Consider the following 15,809-nt stretch of genomic DNA (forward strand, 5'->3'; position numbering starts at 1 on the left):
TACTCCGACCGCCACGGCCGACCGGCGGCGACGAAGTGGGTCCCTCTTCCGGGCGTTCGCCGCGACCGGGACGGACATAGCGTCCGGGACGCGGCGGCCCGTCCGCAGTGGAACGGGACGCCGACAGGTATCCGCGTGTGGCAGACCGGTGGGAGCGTGCGATGGACGAACAACAGGCGGTGGAACTGGTCACCCGGTTGGTGGCCCGGGGCCGGGGGGTGGACGCCCGGGCCCTGAGCCCCGCGACGAACCTGGTGGAGGACCTGGGTTTCGACTCCCTGGACGCCTCGGAGCTGCTCGCGGCCGTGCACACCGAGACCGGCACCCACCTTCCCATGTCCGACCTGTCCGACCTGCGCACGATCGGGGACATCGGGCGTGCGCTGACCCATCAGGAGGCCACCCCGTGATCACTGCCACCGGCCGACACATCGACCCCGAGGATCCGGTGTGGATGCTCAACCAGTACCGCGCCGCGGAGGTGCACGGCGCGGGCGCCATCATGCGGATGGCCCGGCTCGCCGACACGGCTCGGCTGCGCAGCGACCTGTCGCGGCACCTGCGCGACGAGGCGGTGCACGCCTGGCTGTGGACCCGCGCCATCGAGGACTTCGGCGGTGAGGTGGTGGAGGTGGCGCAGCCCTACCAGGCGCGTCTGTCCGCGCACTTCGGCATCCCCAGGACGCTGACCGACATGCTGGCGCTGACCCTGGTGTCGGAGCAGCGCGGCCTGTCCGAGTACGAGCTGCACGTCGGACAGGAGGACCTGCCGCAGGCGGTCCGGCGTCCGCTGCGCGCCATCATCCGCGACGAGGCCTGGCACGTCTCCTACATCCAGGAGGCGCTGCTCGAACGCGCCCGGGAGGACCGGCGGGTCCACGACATCATCGAGCGGGCCCAGGAGGCCGACGTGCGGGCCGTGGCCGAACTGGAGGCCGAGGCGGCGACCGCCTGACGCCAGGTCGTGCCGGCTGCGCCCGCCGCGGCGGGCGCAGCCGACGTCCCGGCCGGCGCCCCGCACCGGGCGGCCGGCCGACCCGCCGTAGCCCTCGACGACGATTGGCGACCCCATGACCGAGCTCGACCTCTCCCCCACCCCCACCATCACCTGGCCCGACAGCTACGCCACCGAACCGGGCCTGAGCCTCGAAGAGATCGTCCGGCCGTACGGGTCGTCGACGGTGGTCAGCTTCCTCGCCGCCGACGGCACCCGTGACTCGGCCAGCTACGACCTGCTGGCCCGGCGGATCGCCACCGCCGCCCACCGGCTGCGGGCCGCCGGTCTGCGTCCGGGTGACCCGGTGGCGGTCACCCTCACCAACGACCTGCCGACGGTGACCGCCGCGCTGGGGGTCTGGGCCGCCGGCGGCACCCTGGTCTCGCTACCGCCGCCGCCCCGGCGCAACCGGGAGGGGTACGCGGAGCGGTTCGGCGCGGTGCTCGACGCCATGGAGTGCCGGTTGCACCTCACCGAGGCGCCCGACGCGGCGCCGCTGACCGCCCGCGTCCGTCCCCTGCCGATCGCCGCCCTGCAGGGTGAGGAGCGGGTCGGTGATCCGGAGCCGGCCATTCCCCGTACGGCGCTGGTGCAGTTCACCTCGGGCAGCATCGGCACGCCCAAGGGGGTCGCGGTCCGCGGCGACGCCTTCGCCGGACACGTCAAGATGATCAGCCGCTGCTTCGACCTCGAACCCGGCCGGGACACGGTGGCCACCTGGTTGCCGCTGTACCACGACCTCGGCTTCGTGTGCTTCTTCGGCTCGGCGCTCTACGCCCGGACCAACCAGACGCACCTCGACCCGAAGGCGTTCGTGCTGGACCCGAGCCGCTGGCTGACGCTGCTCGCCGAGGAGCGGGCCACGGTCAGCGGCGCACCGAACTTCGGGTTTCGGCTCGCCTCGCGGGTGCCGTACCCCGAAGGGTTGGACCTGTCGGCGATGCGTTGCTGCCTGAACGCCGCCGAGCGGGTGGTCTGGTCGGACCTGCTCGACTTCCACAAGGTGGCCGGCCCGCTCGGGTTCCGGTGGGAGGCCGTCATGCCCGCGTACGGGCTGGCGGAGGGAACGGTCGGCGTGTCCTGCACGGTGCGCGGCCGTGGCCCGATGCTCGGGCCCGACGGGCACGTCTCGCTCGGCCCGCCGCTGCCCGGCAACCGGTACACCGTCTCCGCCGGGCCGGCCCCGGGCAGCCTGCTGCTCGACTCCGACTGGCTCTTCGAGGGCTACTGGACGGCCGACGGCTTCCAGCGGCGGGAGGCAGGGCTGTTCGACACCGACGACGCGGCCTTCGTGCACGACGGCGAGCTGTTCGTGGTCGGCCGCCGCGCCGACGTGGCCTCCGTCTCCGGCCACAACGTGTTCGCCGAGGACGTCGAGGCGGTGGCGCTCACCTCGGGCGGCCCGGAGCTGCTGGGCTGCGCGGCCTTCAAGCACCGGTCCGAGGGTGGCGAGCGCTTCGGACTGGTGCTGGAGATCTCCCCGCGCGCGCGGGAGGCCGCCCCGGAGTTGGCCCGCGCGGCGCGTCGGGCGGTCAGCGAGACGCTCGGCACCCGGGTGGCGCCGCTCCTGGTGGTGCAGCGGGGAGCGATTCCCCGTACCACGTCCGGCAAACCGCGCCGGGCGGCGCTGCGGGAAGCGGTGCTCGGCGGTGAGCTGCCGCCGCGTCGGGTCCTGGCCACGCTGGCCTGAACCGGACCGAGGGGGTGGGGCGCGGCCGGGCGCCCCACCCCCTCGGCGCTCACAGCCGGGGGGTGTCGGCGGCGGTCAGCAGGTCCAGCTCCGCGTCGAAGCGGGGGTCGGCCCGGAACAGCCGGCCGGCCAGCAGTTCGGTGAGCACCTCGTCGGCGCCGCCACCGATGCGAGCCAGCCGCACGTCGCGCCACCAGCCCTCCAGCGGGAAGTTCGTGGTGTAGCCGCGGGCCCCGAAGACCTGGAGGCAGTCGTCGGTCACCCGCTCCACCGTGTCGCAGACGACCAGCTTGAGTGCGGCCACCTCGTGGGCGAATCCCTCCCCGGCGACCGCCCGGGCGCCGGTGTCGCGCAAGGCGGCGGCGGCCACGCCGAGTCGGGCGTGGGCGTGGGCCAGTCGGTGCCGCACCGCCTGCTTGTCCAGCAGCGGCTTTCCCTCGATCATCCGGCGGCGGGCGTACGCGGCGGCGAGGCCCAGCGCCATCCGGCCGGCGGTGAGCAGCTGCGCGCAGATGGAGAGCCGCTCGAACTGCAGCAGCCGGCTGGCGTACGCCAGACCCATGCCGGGCGCGCCGAGCAGCGCCTGCGGGCCGAGCGGGGTGTCGAGGCTGACCTCGCCCACATCGCACGAGCGCAGGCCGGCGGTGGCGAAGAAGCCCTCTATGCGTACGCCGGGCGCGTCCAGCGGCACCAGGAACAGGGCGAGGTCGCGGGGGCCGCTGCCGGCGACCCGGGCCACGGCCAGCAGGTGCGTCGCGGCGCCCAGGTTCGACACGTAGCGTTTGCGGCCGACCAGGTGCCAGCCGTCGGGCTGCGGGGTTGCGGTGGTGCGCAGACCCGACAGGTCCGACCCGCCGTGCGGCTCGGTCGCCCCGAAGCAGCCGACGGCCCGCCCGTCGAGCGCGTCGTCGAGCAGCGCCTGCTGGGTGGAGCCGGCGGCCAGCCAGCGCAACGCCCCGATGAAGACCTCGCTGTGCCCCATCGCGGCGAGCGCCAGCCCGCTGTCGAACTCGCTCAGTTCCTCCGCCATGGCGATCAGCCGCGGCACGCCCGGCGCGGCGCCGGGCAGCCACCGGTCCCGGAACACCCCGTGCTCGGCCAGGGTGGGAAACACCTCCCGGGGGAGGTGCCCGGCTACCGCCCAGTCCCGCGGGTCGGGGCCGATGGCGGTGAGCGCGGCACGCACCGAGTCCCGGTACTTCCGCTCGGTCGCGGTCACCGGCGAGCTCATCCCACCAGCTCCCGCCACTCCGGGTGAGCGGTGTCACGCCCGGTCGTGAGGTCGGCGTAGGCCGTGGCGATCCGCTGGGTCACCGGGCCCACCTTGCCGCTGCCGACCGGGCGCCCGTCCACGCTGAGCACGGGGACGATCCCGGCGGCCGTGCCGGTGAGGAAGCACTCGTCGGCGTGGTACAGGTCGGTGCGGACCAGGACGTCGGCGCGGACCGGTACGCCGGTCTCCGCGGCGAGGGTGAGGACGGTGTCGCGGACCACGCCCTCCAGGGCGCCCGAGGCGAGGTGCGGGGTGCGCAGTTCCCCGTCACGCACCACGAAGAGGTTGTGCGCCCAGCCGTCGGTGACGTGCCCCTCGGTGTTGAGCAGGATCGCCTCGTCGTACCCGCTGGTCAGGGCCTCCATCTGGGCGAGGTAGGAGTTGAGGTACTGGCCGGTGGCCTTCGCCGCGGGCGGCAGGACGTGCGAGGGCATCCGCTGGAAGCTCGCCACCTTGGCCTTCACGCCGTGCTCCTTGGTGCCGCCGGCGAGCGGCCCGTCGGTCGAGGCGAGCACCGCCACCCGGTACGGCGCGGTGAGCGGGCTCGGTCCGGGGCCGAGGAAGACGATCGGCCGCAGGTACGCGTCGGTGAGCCCGTTGGCGCGGACCACCGCCCGACACGCCTCGGCGAGGTCGTCCACGCTGTAGGGCAGTCGGACCAGGTAGGTGCCGGCGGACCGGGCGAGCCGTCGCAGGTGGTCGGTGAGCCGGAAGATGGCGGGCCCCTGGGGGGTGCCGTGGCAGCGGACCCCCTCGAAGAATCCGATTCCGTAGTGCAGGCCGTGTGCGCTGACGTGCACCTGCGCGTCGTCCCAGTCGACCAGGGAACCGTCCAGCCACACCCTGGCATCGGTCATCACGCTCTCCCTCCGTTGCCCCACTGCTGCTGCTCCGGCGCGGACACGATGCGACGGCGCAGGTTCACCACGGCAGGATCCGGAGGAGCAGCGCGCTCCTCGGCCAGCAGGCCGTGGTTCAGGGCGACGGTGACCGCGACCGTCCGGTTCGGACAGTTGAGCTTGGCCAGGACGTTGCCGACGTGCCGCTTCGCGCCGTGCTCGGAGATGCCGAGCCGACGGGCGATCTGCTTGTTGCTGAGCCCTTCGGCGAGCAGCTTAAGGGCCTGCCGCTCACGGGGCGTGAGCATGAAAGGCGGGTCCGACCGGGGCTTGCCAGCGGTACGCAGCTCGTCGAGAATGCGCCGCGCCAGCGAGCCGGGGATGGGCATCTCGCCGTGCCGCAGCTTGCGCAGGCTGTCGGCGAGGATCGCCCGGTTCAGCCCTGGCTCGAGCAGGAACCCGTCCACGGGCAGGGCCGCGACCTCGGGCAGCAGCGCGTCCTCGGTCCGGCGCAGCAGGAACAGCGTCGACGTGCCGGCACGGGCGGCGGCGGCGAGCATCGCGTCCGTGCCCTGCGCCGACCCGTCCACCGCGACGATCAGGATCTGGTACCTCCCCGTCTCCAGCAGCCGGGTCGTGGCGTGGGGCTCGCCGCCCGCGTGCACGGCCCTCACCATCGGCAGGTCAGCCAGCATCTGGCTGAGACCGCAGCGGGTCAACTCGTTGTCGATGGCTACCAGGACCGCGACGTCGGCCGCCTGCGGTCGCGCCTCGCTCACCTCGTGCATCCTTCTCCTCCCCCGGGCCGGTGTGGCCCCTTCACGCACCTGGCATGCGGCATCGGCGGCCGGGGGCCCGGCCGCGTTTCGCCGACACTGCCAAGTGGGAACACGACTGACCGAACAGACATGGACAGATATCCGTCCGCGTCAATCATTTCAGCGAATGCTAACGGCGATCGGCCGTTCGCACCAGAAAAGTGAAATGGAACTGGGGGTGGCTCTGCGACGGCTCGGTGGGACCGGTCTCGCTTAGCGACTTTCGCCACGGAGCCAGGCGTGCAAGCATGCGTTGGGCCGACGAACTCCGCGACGAGGCGGGCGATGATGACCGTTCTGCGCACAGCAGGTGCATTAGCATCGATGGCGATCGCGATCGGGGTCGGCTGGGCCGCGACCTTCGGCGCCGCGCGCCTCACCACCCGCCCGGCGGCCTTTCTCACCGCCGGCCTGTTGGGCTACGCGCTCGCGCTGGCGCCGGCCGTCTGGTGGCTCACCCGCCGCCCTGCCGGCGAGCCGTCCGGACGGCTGCGCGTCACGGCCGCCGCCGTGGCGGCGGCCGTGGTGCTCGTCCCGGCGGCGTGGGCCGCCCTGCGCCCCGCGCACCCCGACGTCCCGGCCGCGCCGGCCGGTACCCGCTTCTGGACGCTGCCGGACGGCAGCCGGATCGCCGTGCTGCGGGTGCCCGCGCGTCCTCGGGCGACCGCCGATCCGGTGGTGTTCCTGCACGGGGGCCCCGGCGTAGCCGACATGGACCACGACGCTCCGGTGCTGGCCCGGCTGGCCGACAGCGGCCGTGACGTCTGGCTCTACGACCAGGTCGGGGCGGGGCGGTCCAGCCGCCTGGCCGACCCGCGCGGGTACTCGCTGGAGCGGGACGTGGCGGACCTGGAGCAGGTCCGTCGCCTGATCGGCGCGCCTCGGCTGGCGCTGATCGGCCATTCCTACGGCGCCACGCTGGCCGCCACCTACCTGGCCCGCCACCCCGAGCGCGTCTCCCGGGTGGTCTTCTCCTCGCCAGGGCGGCTGGTGCCCGAGGTGGGAGACGTGAGCGGCACCGGCATGGTGGGGCGACTGGACCCCCGGCAGCGGCTGGCGGTGTTCGGCACCCTCCTGCGACCTCGGGCGATGTTGACCTACAGCCTGGTCAAGGCCGACCCCCGGGCAGCGCACGCGCTCTCCGGCGACGACGAGATGGACAGCCGGTTCGTCACCCTCCACCGGCAGTCGGCACCCGGCCTGGTGTGCCCGGGCAGCCCGGCGCCGCCCACTGCGCTCCGACCCGGCTTCTACGCCAACCAGGTGCCGCTGAGCAGCACCCGCGCGGCTCCGGACATCCGCCCCGCCCTGAGTCGGGTGCGCGTACCGGCCCTGGTCCTCAAGGGAGGCTGCGACTACCTGCCCTGGTCGTTCGCGGTCGACTACCGGCGGAGCGTCCCGGGCAGCCGGTTGCTCTACTTCGACGACAGCGGCCACCAGCTCCACCTGGAGCGGCCGGACCGGTTCGTGACCGTCGTGCACGCGTTCCTGGCCGACAGCCCGCCCCCCTGGCCGACCTGGTCGGGCACCGAGCCGCCCGCCGGCTATCGCGGGGCCCGCTGACCGGTTTCGCACATCGACGGGGTCGCGACCCGGCGGCCTGCCGCAAGCACCCTGGAGGCCGCTGAGCAGGGAGGTATTTAACGTGGAAAATTGTGCTAGCTTCGGTACTGCTCAGCCGCGGGGCACCCGGGTCACTGCGCGGTTTCCTCATGCTGCGCCGACCCATTCACGGCGCGTTACCGGAAGAGACAAGAATCTTTACCGTCCGTTAAGGCAAGACCCGCTTTAATGGCCATCCGCCCCGCCCCGGCAACAATACGCTCGGCTCACCGAATTCTTGAGTCGGCAACTATTGCAGTCGTGCCCGAGCGATCAACAGCGCTGATGTCCCACCGCCCACGGTCGGTACGGACGGCGACACCTCGCGGTGGCGCGGCCCGCGTCCGGCAGGTCAGGCCGGGCGACCGTAGGCGCGAGGGCCGTGTCCGTCGCCCGCTGGCCGGTCCTACCCGCGGCCGTCAGGGGAGCCGGACGACCTGGCCGGCGTAGAGCAGCCCGGCGCCGAAGCCGAGCAGCAGGGCCAACCCCCCGCCCACCTCCGGTACCCGGGCCACCAGCCGGTCCATCGCCAGCGGCACGGAGGCTCCGGCGGTGTTGCCCAGCTCCACCACGTCCCGCGCCACCACCACGGACGGCGGCAGCGCGAGCGCCTCCACCAGCGCGTCCGTGATCCGGTCGTTCGCCTGGTGCGGAATGAACGCGGCGAGCTCGGCGACCTCCACCCCCGCCGCCGCCAGTGCCGACCGGGCCACCCCCTGCATCTGCGTGACCGCCCAGCGGAAGACCGCCGGACCCTGCAGGCGCAGGAAGGGGAAACCCGCGTGACGGTCCTCCCGCAGCGCCGACCATGATCGCGGCTGGGCGATGGCGTCGCCCCGGCCGCTGTCGGATCCCCAGACCACCGGCGAGATGCCCGACACCCGCGACGGTGCCACCACCACCGCGCCGGCGCCGTCGCCGAAGAGAAAGGCCGACGACCGGTCGTGCGGATCCACGATGTCGCTCATCCGCTCGGCCCCGACCACCAGGACGTGCTCGGCGGAACGGGAGGCCACCAGGTCCCGCGCCACGCCGAGGGCGTAGCAGAAGCCTGCGCAGCCGGCGTTCAGGTCGAAGGCGGCCGCCACGTCCGCCCCCGGGCCGAGCAGCTGCGCGATCCGGGTGGACAGCGCCGGAGCCTGACTCAGGTGGCTCATCGTCGTGGCGATGACGCAGTCGACCCGCTCCACCGGCAGGCCGGCGGCCGCGAGCGCCTTCGTGCCCGCCGCGTACCCCATCACCGCCAGGCTCTCCTCCGGCCCGGCGAAGCGTCGCTGCCGGATGCCGGACCGCCGCACGATCCACTCGTCCGTCGAATCGATCCCGGCGCACACCTCCTGGTTGCTGACCACCCGCTCGGGCAGGTAGCCACCGACACCGACGATCGACGCATGCCGCACGGTCTGCCTCGACACCTCCATCAGCCCCTCCCTGCCCGCGGTCGGCGCGGCGCCCGGCCGCGGGCGTCGAGCGCAGCCTGTCCCGCCGCGGGCACGGCGGCGATACCCGCCCGTGTGGCCCGTCCGAGTCGGCGCCACCGCGACGATCGGAGTGCCCGTTCGCGCCCCCGTGCGGCCACCCCGGCGGTACCCGTCCTCCGCGACGGACGTCCCCTTCGACCGGCTCGGCCGCGGCGGACCGGTCGGACAATCCGATCGATCCCCGCGCCGCGTCCCCGCCTCCGGTAGAGCTGGAGGTGAGGAGGCGGCCCATGAGCGACGACCATCCGCGGTACCTGGCGAAGGAACTGGACGCCAACGACCCGCTGGCGCATCTGCGTGACCGATTCTTCGTCGCCGACGACGACCTCATCTACCTCGACGGCAACTCCCTGGGGCGGCTTCCTGCGGCGACCCCTGCGCACCTCGACCGGGTGATCCGTCACGGCTGGGGGGACCGACTCGTCCGCTCCTGGACGAGCTGGATCGACTGGAGCCGCCGCATCGGCGACCGGCTCGCCGCCACGGCGCTCGGCGCCCGGGAGGGCGAGGTGGCCGTCTCGGACTCCACCTCCGTCAACCTCTACAAACTGGCCAGCGCGGCGCTCGACGCCGCCCCGGCAGGTCGGCGCACGGTCCTCGTCGACGCCGAGGACTTCCCCACCGACCGCTACGTCCTGCAGGGTCTGACCGACGCCCGCGGAATGACGCTGCGGGCTATGCCCTCCGACCTGGACCACGGGCTTCAGCCGGGCGAGCTACGGGCGGCCCTGGACGGCGACATCGCGCTGGTGCTGCTCTCCGCGGTGAACTACCGCTCCGGGGCGCTGCTCGACATGGCGACGGTCAACACCGCCGCCCGGGAGGCCGGGACGGTGGTGCTGTGGGATCTGTCGCACGCGGTGGGGGCGATCCCGGTCGACCTGGACGGCACCGGGACCGACCTGGCGGTCGGCTGCACCTACAAGTACCTCAACGGCGGTCCGGGCGCGCCCGCCTTCCTCTACGTACGCCGGGAGCTGCAACACCGGCTCCGCCAACCCATCCAGGGCTGGTTCGGCCAGCGCGACCAGTTCCGGATGGCCGCGGACTACGATCCCGCCCCCGACGTCGACCGCTTCCTGGTGGGCACCCCGCCCATCCTCGCGCTGGCCGCCCTCGACCCCGCCCTGGACGTGCTCGACGAGGCCGGGGTCGACCGGGTACGGGAGAAGGGGCAACGCCTCGGCCAACTGATCATCGAGCTGACCGACGCCTGGCTCACACCGCACGGCTTCCGGGTTGCCTCCCCCCGCGACCCGCGACGGCGCGGCAGCCACGTCAGCCTGCACCACCCGGAGGCACTACGCATCTCCCGCGCCCTGGCGACGCAGGGCCGGGTGGTCGGCGACTTCCGCACCCCGGACCGGCTCCGGCTCGGCCCCGCACCCCTCTACACCCGCTTCGTCGACGTCTGGGACGCGATGGACCGGCTGCGCGACATCGCGGAACGACGCGCCTGGGAGCAGGTGGCCGACGAGCCCTGCCGGGTCACCTGAGCTGCCGCTCAGCACCCCGGCAGCCGGTCGGTGGCCAGGCCGAGCGGCTCACCCGGTCGTGCCACGCGAGTTGGCCCAGCTCAGGAAACGCGACCGGGCGGCGTGCGGGTTGTCAGCCGTCGGCCCGGCCCGGCCGGATGACGGTGAAGACGGCCCCGGCCGGATCGGCGAGCGCGCAGACCCGGCCGGTAACCACGTCCCGTGGTGCTACCAGAAGTCGCCCGCCCTGCCGTTGGGCCCGCTCGGCGACGTCGTCCGGGTCCGCCACGGCGAGGTAGACCATCCAGCCGGCGGGTAGCAGGGTGTCCAGCGGCGGGGGCGTCTTGAGACGGCCGGCGACGGGCGCACCACCGTTGGTGAGCAGGGCGTACGAGTCGTCGGGGGCGCCGGGCGGCACGGCGGCGCGCAGATCCAGGGCATCGGCGTGGAACCGGTCGGCCCCGGCCGGATCGTTGGTCATGTACTCGTACCAGCAGGGCCGGCCGGGGCCGGGGAACACCGCGGTCAGGCCGGTACGCAGCCGGAAGCTCCCACCGAGCGGGTCGTGCACCTCGTCGCCGGTCAGGCGGGCTCCGGCCCGGCTGGCCGCAGCCTGGACGGCCGTCGCGTCGGCGGCGCCGAAGACGGCCCACCAGCGGGCCGGGGCGGGGCCGGCGCGCAGCTCGGCGGCGGGAACGCCGTTCATGGACGCGGTGAAGCCGTCGGCGGTGGCGGTGTAGGTCCAGCCGAGCAGGTCGTTGTAGAAGGTGCGGGCGGCGTCGAGATCGCTCGTGACGAGTTCGGCGCCGGCGGGGATCGGTGATGTGCGGGGTGCGTTCACCTGATTCTCCTAACCGGACGGCTGATCAGGATTCAGGATGCCCTATGACGTTCGCGACGGCGCTGTTGCCCTGCCACTCGTCGGGGCCCCGACGCAGCAGCTCGTCCAGGGGGATCGGCCGGCCGAGGTGGTAGCCCTGTCCGGCGTCGACACCCAGCGCCCGCAGCGCCGGCACCAGCGCGGCGTGCTCGACCGACTCGGCGACCGTGCGCATGCCCAGACCGTGCGCGGCGCGGACGACCGCGTCGATGAGCACGGGGTCGGCGCCGCCATGGTCGGCCTGGCGCACGAAGTCACCCGCGATCTTGACGGTGCTGAAGGGCAGGTGCTTGAGGTAGGCGAACGATCCGAAGCCGGCGCCGAAGTCGTCCAGACTCAGCCGGCAGCCGGCGTCGCGCAGGGTGCTGGCGAGGTGCCGCACCGCGGCGACGTTGGTGATCGCCGCGGTCTCGGTGATCTCCAGACCCAACCGGCTCGCCTCGATCCCGGCGGCGCGCAGCGTCCGCGCCACCCAGTCCCCGAAGCCCGGCGACTCGAGGGAGCGGGCGGAGATGTTGATGTCGAAGCGCATCCGTGCCGTCATGGCCACCGGGTGGGCCAGCGCCGTCGTGGCGGTGGCCACCACCCACCGGTCGAGTTCGCCGATCAGGTCGTCGCGTTCCACCGGCGGTAGGAACTCGGCCGGCGACAGGGTGGGTTCCTCGCCGTCGCGCAGCCGGATGAGCAGCTCGTGACTGACCACGTCCCCGGTGGAGAGGTCGACGATCGGCTGGGCGTCGAGACGCATCCGGTTCTCGTCGAGGGCCTTGCGAACCCGGGTCACGACGCTGACGCGCTGCACGACGTGCCGGTACTGCTCCGGCAGGTAGAGCCGGGCACGGTTGCGCCCGGCGTTCTTCGCCTCGTACAGGGCGAGGTCGGCGTGGGCGAGCATCGTGTCGCGGGTGTCGCCGGGTTCCAGCGAGGCGGCCCCGATGCTCAAGGTCACCCTCAGCCCGGTGCCGGCCAACGGTACGGGAGTGCGGACGGTGGCGTTGCACAGCGTCTCGGCGATGGCGAGGGCGTCTTCGGCGTGCGCCCCGGGCAGGACGACGGCGAACTCGTCGCCCCCCAACCGGCCCAGCACCGTTGCGGGTGGCAGCTCGCGCAGCAGCAGCCGGGCCAGGACGCGCAGCACGTCGTCGCCCACCGCGTGCCCGTGCACGTCGTTGATGTCCTTGAAGTTGTCTATGTCGATCAGCAGCAGCGCGCCGGGCCTCTCCCGCCGCTCGGCGAGCAGGTCGTCGAGGCGGGCCAGCAGGGCACGCCGGTTCGGCAGATCGGTCAACGGGTCACGCTCGGCCAGCCGGGTCAACTCGTCCTGGATGCGCCGCATCGCGGTGATGTCGTGGGCGGTGCCCAGGACGCGCACCGGCGCGCCGGTGGGGTCGGTGAAGACCTCGCCGTAGCACTCGAAGACGCGCAACGTCGCGCGGTCGGCGAGGTACATCCGATGCGTGTAGGAGAACGACCCGCCGGTGCGCAACGCCGTCTCGAGGGTCTGCTCGATCATGGCGACGTCGTCCGGATACAGCATCTGCCGGTACGATTCGTAGTCGAGGTTCGTGCCGGGTGGCAGACCGAACATCTGCAGCAGCACGTCGCTCCAGACGACCGCGCCGGTCAGCACGTCCCACTCCCAGGTGCCCACCTTCGCGAGCTGCTCGATGTGGGCCAGCCGCCACCGGTAGTTGCGCCCTCGATCGCGCTCCTGGCGTTCGGCGCTGACGTCGCGCAGCTCGTACAGCCGCACCGGCTGCCCCTCGTGCTCCACGCCGTGGCACCGCACCTGCAGCCACATGGTCGCCCCGTCGGACCCTCTGACGGGTAGCTCCACAGCGGACTCGCCGGGCTCGACCTGCCCCAGCGGCAACTCCCCCAGCCCGACGCCCAACCGGCGACCCGCCAGGTTGCACCAGAGACACCGACCATCGGGGGCGAGTATCGCCAGGGCGGTGGAGGCGGTGTCCGCCGCGAGTGCCGGCAAGGTGCTCACCTGGGGCCACCACTTCCTTCGCCGATCAGGGCGCAGCACGACGACCACCGACGGACGGTCATCCTGGCGCGACGGGGAGTCTACCGACCGATCCCGCCGATCCGCTCGATGCACCCGCACGACATGGTTCAGAACCACTGCCGTACGACCACCGCCGCGCCGCCGCCGTTGTCGCCGAGGTTGTTGTCGTTGAAGGTGAAGACCAACTGCGGCGCCGGATCGCCATTGCTGGAGAACAACATGCAGTCGCTGTCGGTGCCGACCGGGAACCAGGAGCTGGACCCGTACATCCGGCTGGTCTTCTTCACCCACATCGCGCCCCCGGTGACCCGGGCGATGAGCGCGTACCGGGGGGCACCGGGCGCCGGCCATCCGCCGGCGACGGGCGCGGCCGGTAGCTCGCCGGCGATGCTCTTGGTGGTGCCCCACGCGTCGATCCGGACGCTGCCCTGCGCCTTCACCCTGAAGGCGTCCCCGTGGATGATGTTGATGGGCGACGTCCACGTCGTCTGCCGGTTCCCCGGCGCGAACCAGGCGGCGGGGTCCTGGTGCTGCGCAGTGGTCGAGTCGTAGCAGCCGTCCAGGGCGGTGTCGGCCGCCGCCGGACCAGCTGGCAGCAACGTGACCGTGAGCGTCACGACGAGCGCGGCGACGGCTGAGATGATGGTGCTGACCCGCATGGCGACTCCTGTCGCAGAGCCCGCCGACGGCAGTGGCGGGTGGTGGCGCCCAGTGTGTCCGACCCCGACAAGTAGCGTCCGACAGCCGGATCACCGTCCCGGACGACTCCGGGGCGGTCCCGTACGCCTCCAGATCCCCGATGTCACGGTGTGGTCAGGGCGAACCGGTGCACCGTCACCGCGCCGCCCAGTGACTGAGTGGCGTAGTTGAAGATGCCGAACCGATATCCCATGAAGAACTGCCAGGCGTGGTTGAGGGTCAACGCGTTGCCCAGCGGTGTGAAGGTGACCCCGTCGGTGCTGTACGAGAATCTTGCCTGCCGACCCGAGCCAGGTCGGATGTCGGCGTTGGCCCGCAACCAGATCCGCCCGCCGGACACCGGCGCGCTGGCGATCTCGGTTCCGGTGCCGGTGGTGTTCCAGTTGTCGGTGCCCATGGTCAGGCCATTGGTCATGACCACGCGGGTGGCACCGTTGTCCCGTCTGACGCCGATCCACGCTGACGTGTCGCGCAGCATCGCGAGCCCGGCCCGGTCACCGTCGCGCATCGTGGAGTAGTCCAACTCGATGGTTCCGGTCGAGGTCGGCCCCTGGATGCGGTGGGTCAGTGTGTTGCGGGCCCGGTAGAGGTCGTTGGTGACCGACGCGGTCTGCAGGCGCAGGCCGTTGTTCACCGACCACCGGCTGTTGTCCGGGTTGTGGTTCCATTCGTACTGGACGCCGAGGGTGGTGCCCGGGAAGGTGTCGGTGCCGGTGAGCGGCTTGACCGGACGCGGCGGCAGCGGGTTGGGGTAGTTGACGCCCCAGGAGCCGTCGACCGTCTGCACCTGCGGCCAGCCGTCACTGGTCCAGCTGATCGGTGCCAGCGTCGGCATCCGACCGCCCGGGTACGCGTCGGTGAAGGCCATGTAGTACCAGGCCCCGTTCTGGGTCTGCACCAGTCCGCCCTGGTGCGGCACCCCGCCGCCGGAGATCGGACCCGGCAGGTTGAGCAGCACCTGCCGCTGCTCGTACGGACCGAACGGGCCGTTGGTGGACTTGAGCACGTACTGGCCGTTGGCGGGGCGGGTGAGCCAGATGTAGTAGGCGCCGTCGCGCTTGTAGAACCGGGCGCCCTCCAGCGTGCCGATGCTCGACGGCGTCTGGTAAACCTGCTGGGCCCGCACCTGGGTACGCCCGTCGGCGGACAGCTGGGCCACGCTGATCGTGCCGTTTCCGTACGCGACGTACATGGTGTCGTTGTCGTCGATCAGCATCCCGGCGTCGTAGTAGCAGTTGGGGATGGTGGCGTGCCGGCTCCAGGTGCTGTCGACGGCCGACGCGGTGTAGATGTGCGTCTGGGCGAAGTCGATGCAGCCGGCCCAGTAGAAGGTCCGGTTGCTCGGCCGGTAGTTCAGTGTCGAGGCCCAGATCCCGTCCACGTACGCATGGCTGCCGTTGGCCATGTCGTACTTCGATCCGAAGTCCAGCCTGGGCACGGAGTGACCGGCGAATTCCCAGTTCACCAGGTCCCACGACCGCAGTACGGGGGCACCGGGCGAGTAGTGCATGGTGGAGGCGGACAGGTAGTAGACGTCGCCGACCCGGATGATGTCGACGTCGGCGAAGTCCTGCCGGACGACCGGGTTGGTGAAGGTGCCGCCAGGCGTGCCGGTGTCGCCGACGCGGACGAGTTGCCACTGCTGGTGGCTGCCGTTGAAGTCGTCGTACTGCACGATGTTGCCGCCGTCTGCGGTCGAGGCGTTCTGCACCTCCACCGCCTTGTCGGAGTTCCGGTTGATCAGCCGCACGTACCCACCGGCCGAGTCCGCCAGCCGGAACTGCTGGTTGGTCCCGTTGTGATCGGCCCACTGGACGATGGCGGCGCCGTCGGCGGTGGAGAAGTTGTAGACGTCGAGGACCTTGCCGGAGTGCCGCGACTTGATCCGGTAGTAGCCGCCGCCGGAGTCGACGAACTGCCACTGCTGCCAGTTGCCGTTGTTGCGTGACCACTGGGTGATCCGCGCCCCGTCGTTCGTGGCCAGGTTGTACACGTCGAGCGCCTTGCCGCTGTTCCGGTTCACCAGCACGTACCAGGC

13 protein-coding genes are annotated in these 15,809 nt (G+C 72.3%); 5 read left to right on the forward strand and 8 right to left on the reverse strand.

All coding sequences use genetic code 11. The features are described from left to right. Positions 1-161: 161 nt before the first annotated feature. From GA0070560_RS14285 to GA0070560_RS14295, 3 genes are all read left to right on the forward strand, one after another. Positions 162-410 carry an acyl carrier protein gene (locus GA0070560_RS14285; RefSeq protein WP_091296438.1) on the forward strand — a complete coding sequence of 83 codons (249 nt, stop codon included), beginning with the start codon at positions 162-164 and terminating at the stop codon, positions 408-410. Beyond that, positions 407-955 carry a ferritin-like domain-containing protein gene (locus GA0070560_RS14290; RefSeq protein ID WP_091296441.1) on the forward strand — a complete coding sequence of 183 codons (549 nt, stop codon included), beginning with the start codon at positions 407-409 and terminating at the stop codon, positions 953-955. The genes GA0070560_RS14285 and GA0070560_RS14290 overlap by 4 nt, the downstream gene beginning before the upstream one ends. Positions 956-1,070: 115 nt before the next feature. Beyond that, positions 1,071-2,687: an AMP-binding protein gene (locus GA0070560_RS14295; protein ID WP_091296444.1), complete on the forward strand. Its 1,617-nt coding sequence runs from the start codon at positions 1,071-1,073 to the stop codon at positions 2,685-2,687. A 49-nt stretch (positions 2,688-2,736) separates the two neighbouring features. Here the strand turns inward: GA0070560_RS14295 and GA0070560_RS14300 are convergent, their stop codons facing one another. The 3 genes from GA0070560_RS14300 to GA0070560_RS29795 are packed head-to-tail and all read right to left on the reverse strand — an operon-like array spanning position 2,737 to position 5,578. After that, entirely contained in the window at positions 2,737-3,918 is a 1,182-nt protein-coding gene (locus GA0070560_RS14300; protein ID WP_091296446.1) for an acyl-CoA dehydrogenase family protein, read from the reverse strand. Then, on the reverse strand, positions 3,915-4,817 hold the full coding sequence (locus tag GA0070560_RS14305; RefSeq protein WP_211565838.1) for a branched-chain amino acid transaminase: 903 nt from the start codon (positions 4,815-4,817) through the stop codon (positions 3,915-3,917). Before GA0070560_RS14305 ends, GA0070560_RS14300 begins: the two co-directional genes overlap by 4 nt. Next, the gene (locus GA0070560_RS29795) at positions 4,817-5,578 is read right to left on the reverse strand and encodes a helix-turn-helix transcriptional regulator (protein WP_281184224.1); all 762 of its coding nucleotides are present in this window, start codon (positions 5,576-5,578) and stop codon (positions 4,817-4,819) included. The genes GA0070560_RS14305 and GA0070560_RS29795 overlap by 1 nt, the downstream gene beginning before the upstream one ends. Before the next feature lie 363 nt (positions 5,579-5,941). On the opposite strand from GA0070560_RS29795, the gene GA0070560_RS14315 reads away from it, so the two are divergent. Then, positions 5,942-7,180, forward strand: coding sequence for an alpha/beta hydrolase (locus GA0070560_RS14315; RefSeq protein WP_091296456.1), 1,239 nt, complete (start codon positions 5,942-5,944; stop codon positions 7,178-7,180). 458 nt (positions 7,181-7,638) lie between these two features. Here GA0070560_RS14315 and GA0070560_RS14320 read toward each other — a convergent pair whose 3' ends face one another. Beyond that, positions 7,639-8,640 carry a beta-ketoacyl-ACP synthase 3 gene (locus GA0070560_RS14320; protein ID WP_091296458.1) on the reverse strand — a complete coding sequence of 334 codons (1,002 nt, stop codon included), beginning with the start codon at positions 8,638-8,640 and terminating at the stop codon, positions 7,639-7,641. 290 nt (positions 8,641-8,930) lie between these two features. On the opposite strand from GA0070560_RS14320, the gene kynU reads away from it, so the two are divergent. Then, positions 8,931-10,196, forward strand: coding sequence for a kynureninase (gene kynU, locus GA0070560_RS14325; RefSeq protein ID WP_091296461.1), 1,266 nt, complete (start codon positions 8,931-8,933; stop codon positions 10,194-10,196). Positions 10,197-10,308: 112 nt separating this feature from the next. On the opposite strand, the gene GA0070560_RS14330 is transcribed toward kynU, so the two are convergent. The 4 genes from GA0070560_RS14330 to GA0070560_RS14340 form a co-directional block, all read right to left on the reverse strand. Further along, positions 10,309-11,016, reverse strand: a complete 708-nt coding sequence (locus GA0070560_RS14330; RefSeq protein ID WP_091296465.1) for a VOC family protein — start codon at positions 11,014-11,016, stop codon at positions 10,309-10,311. 25 nt (positions 11,017-11,041) lie between these two features. Then, the gene (locus GA0070560_RS14335; RefSeq protein ID WP_170839399.1) at positions 11,042-13,051 is read right to left on the reverse strand and encodes a putative bifunctional diguanylate cyclase/phosphodiesterase; all 2,010 of its coding nucleotides are present in this window, start codon (positions 13,049-13,051) and stop codon (positions 11,042-11,044) included. A gap of 128 nt (positions 13,052-13,179) precedes the next feature. After that, positions 13,180-13,731, reverse strand: coding sequence for a hypothetical protein (locus GA0070560_RS28710; RefSeq protein WP_170839400.1), 552 nt, complete (start codon positions 13,729-13,731; stop codon positions 13,180-13,182). Positions 13,732-13,874: 143 nt separating this feature from the next. Further along, positions 13,875-15,809: family 43 glycosylhydrolase (locus GA0070560_RS14340; RefSeq protein WP_170839401.1), on the reverse strand; the 1,935-nt coding region annotated here is incomplete at its 5' end.

Source organism: Micromonospora halophytica, assembly GCF_900090245.1.
GTDB lineage: Bacteria > Actinomycetota > Actinomycetes > Mycobacteriales > Micromonosporaceae > Micromonospora > Micromonospora halophytica.